The following is a 13,495-nucleotide window of genomic DNA, read 5'->3' on the forward strand; positions in this document are numbered from 1 at the left end:
TGTCAGGAAATGACTGATAAAGAAATCATCGTCCCCCTCCTGCCGCTAAGAGGACTGCTTGTATATCCAACGATGGTACTTCATTTAGATGTAGGCCGAGATAAATCGGTGCAAGCCCTTGAGAAAGCAATGGTGGAAGACCATCTTATATTTTTGACGACACAACAAGATGTTTCGTTGGACGAACCAGGTGAAGAGGATTTATTTACAATGGGGACTTTAACAAAGGTAAAACAGATGTTGAAGCTTCCGAATGGTACAATCCGGGTGTTGGTGGAAGGGTTGAACCGCGCAGAAGTCATTGAATTTTACGATTATGAGACACATTATGGTGCCAAGATTAAAATATATGAAGACAGTGATGAAAAGGATGCTGAACATCAAGCATTAATGCGCACACTACTGGATTATTTTGAACAATACATAAAAATGTCCAAAAAAATAACCGGTGAAACGTTTTCGTCCACTTCGGATATTGAAGAGCCTGGGCGATTGGCGGATATAATCGCTTCACATTTGCCTTTGAAATTGAAGGAGAAGCAAGAAGTGCTTGAGACCATTGATATGAAAGAGCGTTTAAGCCGTGTAATCGAAATCATCAATAACGAGAAAGAAGTTCTTTTTCTCGAGAAAAAAATCGGCCAGCGGGTTAAGCGTTCGATGGAACGGACTCAAAAGGAATATTATTTACGAGAACAAATGAAAGCGATCCAAAAGGAATTGGGCGATAAAGAAGGAAAAACAGGGGAAATTGAGGTCCTCAACGAAAAGATAGAAGAAGCGGATATGCCTGAGCACATCAAAGAAACGGCATTAAAGGAATTGGACCGTTATGAAAAGGTTCCTTCGAGCTCAGCCGAGAGTTCTGTCATCCGCAATTATATCGAATGGCTGATTTCGCTTCCTTGGACCAAAGCGACCAAAGATGACTTGAATATTCATAAAGCCGAAAAAATCCTGAACCGGGACCACCATGGTTTGGAAAAGGTGAAGGAGCGGGTGCTTGAGTATTTGGCCGTCCAGCAATTGACCAATTCATTGAAGGGACCGATCCTTTGCTTGGCGGGACCGCCAGGGGTCGGGAAAACCAGCCTGGCTAAATCGATCGCTTCTTCCCTGAATAGGAATTTCGTCCGTATATCTTTAGGTGGAGTGCGCGATGAATCAGAAATCCGCGGACATCGCCGCACATATGTAGGGGCGATGCCGGGACGGATCATTCAAGGCATGAAAAAAGCCGGAACGATCAATCCTGTCTTTTTACTGGACGAAGTCGATAAGATGTCCAATGACTTTAGGGGAGATCCATCAGCAGCGATGCTGGAAGTGCTCGATCCGGAGCAAAATCATAATTTCAGTGATCATTATATTGAAGAAACCTACGATCTTTCCAAAGTCATGTTCATCGCGACGGCGAATAATTTGGGATCGATTCCCGGTCCGCTTCGTGATCGTATGGAAATCATTTCGATTGCAGGTTATACTGAGATAGAGAAACTTCATATAGCCAAGGATCACTTGCTGCCTAGACAGCTCGAAAACCATGGTTTATTGAAGACACAACTGCAAATCCGTGAGGAAGCTCTAACAAAAATCATCCGTTACTATACTCGGGAAGCCGGCGTTCGGAGTCTGGAGCGACAGCTAGCAAGCATCTGTCGGAAGACTGCAAAAATCATCGTGTCCGGAGATAAAAAGCGGGTCGTCATTTCTGAAAAGAATGTCGAGGAGTTTTTAGGGAAAACCGTGTTCCATTATGGACAGGCGGAAGTCGAGAACCAAGTCGGTGTAGCCAATGGGTTAGCATACACGTCGGTAGGTGGCGATACGCTTCAGATCGAGGTTTCCTTATCACCAGGTAAAGGCAAGCTGATCCTGACAGGAAAGCTTGGCGATGTAATGAAAGAGTCAGCCCAGGCTGCTTTCAGTTATGTCCGTTCAAAAACCGAGAAACTTCAGATTGATGCGAACTTCCATGAAAAATATGATATTCATATTCATGTCCCCGAAGGTGCGGTCCCAAAAGATGGCCCTTCTGCAGGCATCACGATTGCAACAGCGTTAATATCGGCCCTTACAAATAGGCCGATCAGAAAAGAGGTAGGCATGACAGGCGAAATTACATTACGCGGACGGGTTCTTCCGATCGGCGGGCTTAAAGAAAAATCTTTAGCGGCCCATCGCGCAGGACTTACGAAAATCATCATCCCGCAAAATAACGAAAAGGATATTGATGATATCCCGGAAAGTGTCCGTAAAGCATTAACATTTGTTCCAGTTTCACACGTCGATGAAGTCCTTGAGCATGCATTGGTAGGTGTGAACGAATGAAAGTGACGAGTTCAGATATTGTCATCAGTGCTGTGAAGCCTGAACAATATCCAAATACCCCAATACCGGAATTTGCCTTGGCAGGCCGTTCCAACGTTGGGAAATCCAGTTTCATCAACAAAATGATCAATCGAAAAAACTTGGCGCGCACATCCTCTAAACCGGGTAAGACGCAGACCTTGAATTTTTATATCATAAATGAAGCACTCCATTTTGTGGATGTACCGGGTTATGGTTATGCAAAAGTATCCAAGACGGAGCGTGATGCTTGGGGAAAGATGATCGAAACGTACTTCACTTCCCGTGACCAGCTTCGCGCTGCGCTTCTGATCGTCGATTTGCGTCATCCGCCGACAAAGGATGATATCGCAATGTATGAATTCCTGAAGCATTATGATCTGCCCCGGATCGTTATTGCCACCAAAGCGGATAAAATTCCAAAAGGCAAATGGCAGAAGCACTTGAAAATCACGCGCCAAACGTTAAATATGGAAAAAGAAGATGAATTGCTTCTATTTTCTGGAGAAACAGGCGAAGGTAAGGAACAAGCATGGGGCGTCCTTAAGAAATACATGTAAAAGAAAAGGGTATTCCGCAACTGGAATACCCTTTTTTTCTTATGGAATTCATGAAAATTTCCAATCAATGATTTTCACTTTTTTCGAACCAAAAAATAAATTCCGATTGCCATCAAGGCAAATGGCCAAAACCTTTCGATATTCGCAGTAGTTGTATCAACAAACCCGAAAGACGTTGTGATTTTATCATAGAATAACAAAGTGATCGAGACGATGAATATTACTATGCCGTGAAACATTCCAGATTTTGTTTTGCGTGCCCGGAGAATAAATCCCAGCGAGATGATTAAAATAAAGATACCTATATTATCCGGCCAAATATCCAGGTTCTCGACGATGTGGAAGTGAGCCCCGAACCCCAGTAAGATTACGCCTGGCAGGATGGACTCATATTCATTACCGCTATATGCCTGAATCAGGAAGGCGGCACCGACTATACACAATAAAGTGGGCCAGGTGAAAAAGCCTGGAAAGATTTCGATTTGGGAATGTTCAAGAAAAAAATAGAGCCCGAAACCGATTAAAACGATTCCTGGGAAAATACGCTGCGTTTTCATTTTATCCTCCTATGCAATTCGATTACTTGAAGTTTTTTGCCATTTTTGATATGGTACTTTTGTACACAATGTCGAAATATGTATGTAACATACAAAACCGCTTAGACACCTTTTGTAGCAAATCAGGCGTTTTGGCTGTCTTTTCCATGGTAGCATACGTTTTCATAAACTGTTCATATTATTTGCGTGAAACCATTTTAGTACATGGTATAATAAATTTACATGAAAAATTTTGGGGGTGCAAAACAAAAGGATGCATATTCTAGCGGTTGGTATAAATTACAAAACTGCCCCTGTAGAAATTCGGGAAAAACTATCGTTTAACGAAGCCGAACTTGCCGAGGCAATGAAAGCTCTTAAAAATAAAAAAAGCATCTTGGAAAACATTATTATTTCAACATGTAACAGGACGGAAATATATGCGGTCGGTGACCAGCTTCATACAAGCCGGTATTATATAAAGGAATTTCTTTCGGAATGGTTTAACATCGATAAAGAAGAATTTTCTAAATACCTGTATATCTATGAAAGCGATGGGGCTGCCGAGAATTTATTTTCAGTGACCTGCGGCTTGAATTCCATGATACTGGGAGAAACTCAGATTTTGGGACAAGTACGTTCAAGCTATCTGTTAGGACAGAAGGAAGATACGATCGGTACCGTTTTTAACCATCTCTTCAAACAAGCCCTTACATTAGCGAAAAAAGCCCATTCAGAAACAGAGATCAATACGAATGCCGTTTCTGTCAGCTATGCGGCAGTAGAGCTTGCAAAAAAAATCTTCGGTGGCCTGAATGGCAAGAACGTCTTGATTCTTGGTGCCGGTAAGATGGGTGAGCTGGCCATTCAAAATCTGTATAGCAATGGCGCCGACAGCATTACAGTCATTAACCGCACCTTCCAGAAAGCGGTCGACCTGGCCGGGAGATTCAATGGTACGGCGAAACAGCTTCAAGAGCTGCAATGCGCTTTAGTGGATACCGATATCCTGATTACTTCCACTGGATCGAAAGATCTTCTTGTAACAAAAGAAATGATGTCATTCGTCAATAAGCTTCGTAAAGGACGTCCTATTTTTATGGTCGATATCGCAGTGCCGCGTGACCTCGATCCAACATTGGGTGAGCTGGAAAATGTCTTCTTGTATGACATTGACGATCTTGAAGGGATCGTGCAAGCCAATATCGAAGAACGTAAAAAAGCTGCCGAGAAAATAGAATTGATGATCGAATCGGAAATTGTGGACTTCAACCAATGGATTAATTTGCTTGGTGTGGTTCCCGTCATTTCTTCTTTACGGGAAAAATCCCTAACGATACAGAAGGAAACGATGGAAAGCATCGAAAGAAAGCTTCCGCATTTGAGCGAACGTGACAAAAAAGTTCTGAACAAGCATACGAAAAGCATCATCAACCAAATGCTGAAAGATCCGATACTTTATGCAAAAGAGCTGGCAGATGAGCCAAATGCAAAAGAGCAATTGAATAATTTCGTGAAAATCTTTCATTTAGAGGAATTGATTGAAGACCAGCTGGTTGCGGATGAAAAAGAACGGAACAGCTCCAAGCCATCCCTATTGAATCCAGTTCCTGTCCAGTAATGAGGTAGACATGGAATTACTAATGACAAGATTGCATGAAGCCACTGTTTTGTTGTATGCCGTCAGTATGCTTTTATATTTTATCGATTTCCTTAATAATAACCAGAAGGCGAATAGGGTCGCCTTCTGGTTGCTTTCTATTGTTTGGGTACTGCAAACAATTTTTTTGTTTCTGTATGTGTTGAAAACGGGAAGGTTCCCGGTATTGACGATTTTTGAAGGCTTATATTTTTATGCATGGGTCCTCATATCGCTATCTTTAATCATTAACCGATTGCTAAGAGTCGATTTTACGGTCTTTTTTACGAATGTACTAGGTTTCATGGTCATGGCCATCCATACCTTCGCACCTGTTCAGATAGAATCTCAAGTGCTTGCACAGCGCCTGGTTTCAGAGCTATTGCTCATACATATCACTTTTGCCATCCTATCATATGGGGCATTCACGCTTTCTTTCGTTTTTTCACTTTTATACTTAATTCAATATGATTTACTGAAAAGGAAGAAATGGGGGAAACGCCTGCTTCGACTCGGCGATTTAACAAAGCTTGAGCATATGTCTTATGTCCTCGCGGTAATAGGTGTTCCATTATTGGTGGTCTCCCTTATCCTGGGGATTCAATGGGCTTATATAAAAGTGCCTGGGGTATCCTGGCTGGACATGAAGATCATCGGCTCATTCATTTTGCTTATCGCTTACAGTGTGTTTTTATACTTGAAAATTCGGAAACAAATGTATGGAAGGACGCTAGCCTTTCTGAATATTGGATCTTTCATGATTGTGTTAATTAACTTTTTCCTTTTCGGAAGCCTTTCAACATTCCACTTTTGGAATACATAGGAGGAAACTATGAGAAAAATAATTGTCGGTTCTAGACGTAGTAAATTAGCGATCACCCAAACGAACTGGGTAATCGATCAACTTAAAGAGCTTGGGGTTCCATACGAGTTCGAGGTGAAGGAAATTGTCACAAAGGGTGACCAAATCCTTGATGTAACACTTTCCAAGGTAGGCGGAAAAGGCTTATTCGTTAAAGAAATCGAACAAGCGATGCTCGATAAAGAAATTGATATGGCCGTACATAGTATGAAAGATATGCCTGCTGTACTGCCTCCAGGCTTGACGATTGGCTGCATACCACCGAGGGAGGACCATCGGGATGCCTTGATTTCCAAGAACGGTGAAACTCTTTCCGAACTGAAGCCCGGTTCCATCATTGGTACAAGCAGCTTGCGCCGTGGCGCGCAAATTTTGGCTAGAAGGCCGGACCTTGAAATTAAATGGATTCGCGGTAATATCGATACCCGTCTGAATAAGCTGAAAACGGAAGATTATGATGCCATCATTTTAGCAGCGGCCGGACTATCAAGAATGGGATGGGAGCAGGACATCGTTACGGAATTTTTAGATGAAGATATTTGCATTCCGGCAGTTGGGCAAGGAGCACTTTCCATTGAATGCCGCGAAGACGACAAAGATCTGTTGGCGGAACTTGCGAAATTGACCTGTGAAAAAACGAAAAGAACGGTAGAAGCGGAACGTGCCTTTTTGGATAAAATGGAAGGCGGATGCCAGGTGCCGATTGCCGGATTTGCGGTGGCAAAAGATGATGGATTCGTTTCGTTGACGGCTTTGGTCGCTGCCCCGGATGGAAAGGTGATTTATAAAGAAATGGTTGAGGGTACTGATCCCGAGGCGGTTGGGCATGCTGCTGCCAAACAGATTAGCGAAATGGGCGGTAAAGAATTGATCGATCGCGTAAAAGAAGAGCTTGATCAGTAATGAATCCCGTTCAACCCCTTAAGGATTATCAGGTATTAATCACCAGAGGGAAAGGACAGGCGGATGGTTTAAAAGAGTCGATCGAGAAAAATGGCGGAACGCCGCTTCTCGTGCCATTGCTTGAGTTCACTCTTCCTGATCATATGGATGATGTGCAACAGCGGTTAGAAGAATTGCTTTCATATGACTGGATCATCCTGACCAGTCAAAATGGGGTGGATTTCTTCTTTAAGTTACTTGGAAACCAGCCTTTAAAGCTTCCGAAAATAGCCGTAATCGGCTCCAAAACAGAAGCCGCCCTGAAACGACATGGATATAAGGCGGATTTCGTTCCAGCTCAGTTTGTTGCCGAAGGGTTCGTGGCGGAGTTCAATACCCGGCTTGATCCGGGGGCACGCGTGCTGCTGGCAAAAGGAAATCTCGCAAGGGCGGTCATTGCGGAGGCGATCAATGAAGCTGGTGCATCGTGTGATGAAGTGATTATTTATCATACAGTGCTTCCCCGAAGCAGTGAAAAAAAACTGGTGCATCTTATAAAGAACCATGAAATCGACATCATAACCTTTACGAGTTCATCGACGGTCAATCATTTTTTACAGATCATGAAACGCCATGAATTGGATACATACATAGACCGGATCATCATCGCAGCAATCGGGCCGATTGCCGCTAAAACGGCTGAAAAACATGGGCTATCCGTCGATGTCTGTCCAGATGTTTATACGACGGATGCCATGGTTACGGAGTTAATACGCTTCATCTTGACAAGAAGGGAAAAGGGAGGAACTTTAACATGAAAAACATTCCATTCAATCGCCACCGCCGCTTGCGTGCAAGTGCTGGCATGAGGGCATTAGTCCGTGAAACACAATTGCATAAAGAGGATTTGATCTATCCGATCTTCGTCATCGACGGGGAAAATGTGAAAAATGAAATCAACTCCATGCCAGGCATCTATCAGTTATCCATGGATAATCTGGGGGCCGAAATGGATGAAGTCGTGAGTCTTGGAATTAAATCAGTCATATTATTCGGTGTCCCTTTTGATCATGATAAAGACGAACAGGGCACAGGGGCATTTCATCACAACGGACTTGTGCAAGAGGCAACCCGCTTTATTAAAAAACAATATCCTGAAGTTATTGTCATTGCGGATACCTGTCTTTGTGAGTATACAAGCCATGGCCATTGCGGAGTCGTTGAAGGGGAGAAAATCCTCAATGACGCTTCTCTTGACCTTCTTGCCAAAACGGCAATCAGCCAGGCAGAGGCCGGCGCCGATATCATTGCGCCTTCCAATATGATGGACGGTTTCGTTGCGGCGATCCGTACAGGTCTGGATGAAGCGGGTTATGAAGATATTCCGATCATGTCCTATGCGGTGAAATATGCTTCGGCTTTTTACGGCCCATTCCGTGATGCTGCGAATGGTGCCCCACAATTTGGTGACAGGAAAACTTACCAAATGGATCCCGCCAATCGCCTTGAAGCGTTCCGTGAGGCTGAATCCGATGTTGCTGAAGGTGCGGACTTCCTAATCGTGAAACCGGCCCTTTCCTACATGGACATCATCAGGGACGTTAAGAATAACTTTAATCTTCCGGTTGTTTCCTATAATGTCAGCGGTGAATATTCAATGGTCAAGGCTGCTGCCCAAAATGGCTGGATTGATGAAAAAGCGATAGTGATGGAAATGCTGACAGGCTTGAAACGCGCAGGTTCCGACTTGATCATTACGTATTTTTCAAAAGAGGTAGCACGCTGGATAAACGAAGATAATCAATGATATAAAAAATATAACCTGTAATGGAAAAAGGGGATTGAATCATGCGGTCATATGAAAAATCGAAAGAAGCGTTTGCCGAAGCAAAAAATTTGATGCCAGGCGGCGTGAACAGCCCGGTACGTGCCTTCAAATCTGTGGACATGGATCCCATTTTCATGGAGCGTGGAAAAGGCTCAAAAATGTATGATATCGATGGAAATGAATATATCGACTATGTTCTTTCATGGGGACCGCTTATCCTGGGTCACACGAATGACCGTGTCGTGGAGTCATTGAAAAAGGTAGCGGAATCAGGTACAAGCTTTGGAACTTCTACGCTTATAGAGAATGAACTGGCCAAGTTGGTTATTGAACGGGTGCCTTCGATTGAAATGATCCGGATGGTATCTTCAGGAACCGAAGCGACGATGAGTGCACTAAGGCTGGCACGAGGCATTACAGGCCGTGATAAAATCCTGAAATTCGAAGGTTCCTATCATGGCCATGGCGATTCATTGCTAATCAAAGCGGGTTCCGGCGTTGCAACATTAGGTTTACCGGATAGCCCTGGGGTACCGGAAGGCATTGCAAAAAATACGATTACCGTGGCATATAATGATCTTGCTGCAACCAAATATGCGTTTGAACAATTTGGCGAAGACATCGCTTGCATCATCGTGGAACCAGTTGCAGGGAACATGGGCGTGGTTCCGCCACAACCTGGTTTCCTCGAAGGCTTACGTGAAGTGACGACCCAATACGGGGCTCTATTGATCTTTGACGAAGTTATGACAGGGTTCCGTGTCGGCTATAATTGTGCACAAGGCTATTTTGGCATCGTACCTGACCTGACTTGCCTTGGGAAAGTAATCGGCGGAGGCTTGCCTGTCGGAGCATTCGGAGGCAAGCGCGAATTCATGGAACAAATTGCCCCGAGTGGGACAATCTATCAAGCGGGGACATTGTCTGGTAACCCTCTTGCGATGACGGCCGGCCTTGAAACGCTGAGTCAATTGACTCCAGAATCCTATGATGAGTTCACCCGAAAAGGGGATATGCTCGAAAAAGGAATTGGAGAAGCAGCGGAAAAGTACGGAGTTCCCCATACATTCAACCGTGCCGGTTCCATGATTGGACTTTTCTTTACTAATGAAGAAGTCGTAAACTATGATACAGCTAAAACATCCGACTTAGAGTTCTTTGCTTCTTACTATAGGGAAATGGCGAATCAAGGCATCTACTTGCCGCCGTCACAGTTTGAAGGTTTATTCCTTTCCACTGCACATAGTGATGAAGATATCGAAAAGACCATTACAGCGGCAGAACAGGCTTTTGCAAAATTAAAAAAATGATGCAAGGCTTCATGAACTACTGCTATATTCGATAATAATAAATTTGAACTGGCTGCTTTTTTCCAAAGGCTTTTGGAGAAAGGTAGCCAGTTTTTTTGAATTCAATCAGTAAATGGAAGAAACGAATCAAAAGTAGGAGGCCGAACTAATTGGTAGAAGGTCGGATTAATACGGCGTTGGGTAAAAATAATTGGTAGAAGTCCCGAAGATAGGCCGAATCATGCCGGATTTTTCAGGCCGATTGATGCACTCCAACTTAATTTTAGACTAGAAATTGAATCTCCTTCTTTTTAAAAGGCACAGGAATTATAAGATTTATTGCATATGAAATTAAGGAATAAACAGCTTCCCTCCTTCATAGATTGATATTGGTATAGGTACCGTTTCCTGAAGCTGAAAGGAGGAGTTGTCTTGTCGCAAGAAAATGAATCGTATTTACGATTTTCTTTAGAGGAATCCGTTTGGTTCCAGAAGGGACAGGAAGTGGCTGAGCTATATTCCATTTCCCTTGATCCGAATGTGGCGATTCAAGAAAGTGACCAATATGTTTTTATACGAGGCTCGTTAGATTTAAGCGGTGAATACAAAGGCTCGCAAAATGGTGAAGAAGAGGAGTTTTCGCAGACCTTTTTGCCAAAAGCGGTTCAAAAGGTCGAGAGGCATCTCGATGGACTTAATGAGTTCACTCACCGTTTTCCGGTTGATATAACGATTCCGAATAATCGGATTGCCTCATTGGATGAGGTCGATGTCTCGATTCAAAGCTTTGATTATGCCATGCCAGAGCATAACTGTTTGAAATTGCAGGCGGACCTTTTGATAACCGGAATCTATAATGATTCATATGTGGAAGAACGTTTCGATACCGAGCAGGAAGTTGGGGAAACAGGGGAACAGGAAGAAACGGATGGGGAAAATGAGTCATATATTCCTTATGCAGCTGCAGTGCCGCCAATTCCGGATTTTCAGCCTGTTTTTCGTGATGAGGAGGAAGAAGAGTTATACGCGCCTTTTTCTGCAGAGGCAAAACGAATTTCTGAAGCAAACGAAGAGGAAGAAGAAGAACCGATTTATTTAAGCGATCAGCATAATGCCCCAGTTTTTGAAATGCCCGTTTCACCATATCCTGAAGAGGAGGAGTGGGAAACGGAAGTGCATAGAGAGGAAGAAGCTGTAGAAGAAGATGTAATTGGCGATCCGCCTGACTCTACGGAAATGGTACCTTCAATGGGAGAGGCGCAACTGGAGGAAGTACCTAGCAGGCAGGATTCCATGGAGAAGATGGAGATTCCAAGGGTGAGCGAGGAAGTAGTAGAAGAGCCAAGTCATGCAACCAAGCATCAAAATAGCCCAGTTTCAAATTTAGAAACCGAGGATGTCATCAGGCAGGGGGAAGATGACGTTGCAGCGGGTCCTATCCTTAATGAGAATGTGAAGGTGGAGCAAGAGGAATCCAATTCGTCCATAAGCGATCTATTCAAAAAGAGGGAAAGACCAGCGCCTCCGGCTAAGGAGGGTAAGAATTTCAAAGGCAGGAAACAAGCCGCGGAACGTGATGATAAAGAAACGGCCGATCATGATGAAAAGCAGCTATCCATCATGGATTTATTCGGACGGAAACAAGAAGAAGAACTGGTAAGGATGAAGGTTTGCATTGTTCAGCAAGGGGAAACGCTTGATGACTTGGCTCAACGATATGATGTTACGGTTCAATCGATACTTTTCAGCAATGAATTGGAGTCGAATCAGAACGTCCATGAAGGGCAAGTCATCTATATACCGAAGGCGGTTGCATATAAGAATTGACGAGGACAGAGAGCAGAGCATATGGTCTGCTCCTGTTTTTTAGGTGCCAGAGGGATCGGATCGTTCAGTTTTTTTAGAGAAAGTGAGTGAGTCTCGTGAAGGAAAACGAGAATCAGCAGCCTGCCAATCGGGATCGTGACACGGAGACCGTATTGAGGGAATATGCCATGTATGTACAATATATTGAGGACTTCGGGCGTGTAAAAAAAGTTTACAGTGATCGCGGTACATTTGCCTTGAAATCCATGTTACCGCAGAACGGCATTGATTTTATCAAAAATGTTCAAAAACTGTACCATCGCGGCTATAACCGGATCGTTCCCATTTATCAAACGATGGATCAGCGATATGCCGTTCTTCATAATGGACGTTTATATTACCTGATGCCCTGGCTCAATAATGAAAGGGACGGGGAGCGCGATGAGAAACATAAGCAAATGTTCAGGGAGCTTGCTCGGATGCATACACTTTCCGTTAAGGAAATTCAAGTGGATACCGAGGAACGGGAAGCCCATTATGAGCGGACGCTTGATGCCTGGAATAACGAGAAGGACTTTATGGATGAGTATATTGTCAGCTGTGAAAAGAAGTGGTATATGTCTCCATTCGAACTGACGGTTTGTTCTTTCTACACTGATATTTCACAGGCGCTGAAGTACTCGATCAAGAAGTTTGAAACCTGGTATGAAAAAACGAAGGATAGTGAAAAGGTCCGGACCGTGGTCACGCATGGAAAGGTTTCCATGAAGCATTTCGTTTATGATGAGCGGGGATATGGATACTTCATCAATTTTGAGAATTCGAATACGGCTCCGCCGCATTTCGATTTACTGCCATTTCTCGTTAAATCGGCCAGGACCTATCCTGTCCAATGCGATGACTGCGTTGACTGGCTATATAACTATTTTCGTTATTTTCCGTTGAAAGAAGAAGAATTGCTGCTCATGCAAAGTTATCTGGCATTCCCTGGTTCAGCTTTGGAATTAGTGAAGGGTTACTCCGATGGAAGGGGCCATCGTTCAGAGCTTGATAATGTTACACAACTGCAGCGGCAATTTTGGCTTTTGAAAAATATTGAATATATGGTGATGAAAATCGAAGAAATCGAACAGCAGAAAAAGGCTGCTGCCGAAGCTGCCAAAGAAGAACAATCACCCCCAAGCTAAATATACATGATTGGATCATATCCAGTCATGTATATTTTTTTGCTGTAAGGGAATACTTAAATCCAGTCGAAATACAAAGACATGGCCAGGAAAATAAAGGCGATTAGCAGGAGCATATCGAAGAAAGTCGGGAAAATCAGCGTACGTAATCCTTGGAACACGATAAAGGGGACGATGAACTGCTGGCAGACACCGCGGATTTTCTTCACCCAAGGCGGTAAAGTATAGGGAGTATATCTACGCTTCATATTATTACCTTCCTTTTTAGGACTTCTTATATTCTATGGGTGGGCAGTGGAAAAGGTGAAACAGCCGTCACATTCACTGTTCCAGGAGGATAAAATAAAGAAAATGAACTTGAAAGTATCAAATGGGATGGTTGCTGAGAAAGAAAGCGAAAAGATGATTGACTGGAGCCCCATGTTTTTTGTACTATATACTATATGCATTCAATGATTTTACATATGAATATAAATCAATGCAAAGACCGGAAATAGTAAGATGAAATGCACTTTTCAGAGAGGGAACCAAATTGGTGCGAGGTTTCCAGGCAGCAG

The 13,495-nt window shown here is 43.5% G+C and carries 12 protein-coding genes and 1 other annotated feature (1 of these 13 cut by a window edge); of the genes, 10 read left to right on the plus strand and 2 right to left on the minus strand.

Annotated features, from left to right (window positions below; all coding sequences use genetic code 11):
* Positions 1–9 precede the first annotated feature (9 nt).
* The gene (gene lon, locus BW986_RS02795) at positions 10–2,331 is read left to right on the plus strand and encodes an endopeptidase La (RefSeq protein ID WP_076364918.1); all 2,322 of its coding nucleotides are present in this window, start codon (positions 10–12) and stop codon (positions 2,329–2,331) included.
* Positions 2,328–2,909, plus strand: a complete 582-nt coding sequence (gene yihA / locus BW986_RS02800; RefSeq protein ID WP_034308918.1) for a ribosome biogenesis GTP-binding protein YihA/YsxC — start codon at positions 2,328–2,330, stop codon at positions 2,907–2,909. Before lon ends, yihA begins: the two co-directional genes overlap by 4 nt.
* Positions 2,910–2,983: 74 nt before the next feature.
* Here yihA and BW986_RS02805 read toward each other — a convergent pair whose 3' ends face one another.
* Entirely contained in the window at positions 2,984–3,466 is a 483-nt protein-coding gene (locus BW986_RS02805) for a LiaF transmembrane domain-containing protein (protein WP_076364920.1), read from the minus strand.
* Positions 3,467–3,719: 253 nt separating this feature from the next.
* On the opposite strand from BW986_RS02805, the gene hemA reads away from it, so the two are divergent.
* From hemA to ysxE, 8 genes are all read left to right on the plus strand, one after another.
* Entirely contained in the window at positions 3,720–5,066 is a 1,347-nt protein-coding gene (hemA, locus tag BW986_RS02810) for a glutamyl-tRNA reductase (protein ID WP_076364922.1), read from the plus strand.
* A gap of 10 nt (positions 5,067–5,076) precedes the next feature.
* Positions 5,077–5,907: a cytochrome C assembly family protein gene (locus BW986_RS02815; RefSeq protein WP_076364924.1), complete on the plus strand. Its 831-nt coding sequence runs from the start codon at positions 5,077–5,079 to the stop codon at positions 5,905–5,907.
* 9 nt (positions 5,908–5,916) lie between these two features.
* A complete protein-coding gene (gene hemC / locus BW986_RS02820; RefSeq protein ID WP_076364926.1) occupies positions 5,917–6,849 on the plus strand; it encodes a hydroxymethylbilane synthase in 933 nt (310 codons plus the stop codon).
* Positions 6,849–7,646: a uroporphyrinogen-III synthase gene (locus tag BW986_RS02825; protein WP_076364928.1), complete on the plus strand. Its 798-nt coding sequence runs from the start codon at positions 6,849–6,851 to the stop codon at positions 7,644–7,646. Before hemC ends, BW986_RS02825 begins: the two co-directional genes overlap by 1 nt.
* Positions 7,643–8,635 (plus strand): porphobilinogen synthase, encoded by a 993-nt coding sequence (hemB, locus tag BW986_RS02830; protein ID WP_076364930.1) that lies wholly within the window; start codon positions 7,643–7,645, stop codon positions 8,633–8,635. The genes BW986_RS02825 and hemB overlap by 4 nt, the downstream gene beginning before the upstream one ends.
* 41 nt (positions 8,636–8,676) lie before the next feature.
* Positions 8,677–9,966 (plus strand): glutamate-1-semialdehyde 2,1-aminomutase, encoded by a 1,290-nt coding sequence (hemL, locus tag BW986_RS02835; protein ID WP_076364932.1) that lies wholly within the window; start codon positions 8,677–8,679, stop codon positions 9,964–9,966.
* A 411-nt stretch (positions 9,967–10,377) separates the two neighbouring features.
* Complete coding sequence (gene spoVID, locus BW986_RS02840) at positions 10,378–11,772, plus strand: stage VI sporulation protein D (protein ID WP_076364934.1); 1,395 nt, start codon at positions 10,378–10,380, stop codon at positions 11,770–11,772.
* Between the two features lie 95 nt (positions 11,773–11,867).
* Positions 11,868–12,938, plus strand: coding sequence for a spore coat protein YsxE (gene ysxE / locus BW986_RS02845; RefSeq protein WP_260320644.1), 1,071 nt, complete (start codon positions 11,868–11,870; stop codon positions 12,936–12,938).
* Between the two features lie 56 nt (positions 12,939–12,994).
* Here the strand turns inward: ysxE and BW986_RS02850 are convergent, their stop codons facing one another.
* The gene (locus BW986_RS02850; protein WP_076364936.1) at positions 12,995–13,186 is read right to left on the minus strand and encodes a hypothetical protein; all 192 of its coding nucleotides are present in this window, start codon (positions 13,184–13,186) and stop codon (positions 12,995–12,997) included.
* 226 nt (positions 13,187–13,412) lie between these two features.
* Positions 13,413–13,495: a binding site (T-box leader), on the plus strand; it runs 146 nt beyond the window's last position.

Source organism: Peribacillus simplex, from assembly GCF_900156045.1.
Lineage (GTDB): Bacteria > Bacillota > Bacilli > Bacillales > DSM-1321 > Peribacillus > Peribacillus simplex_D.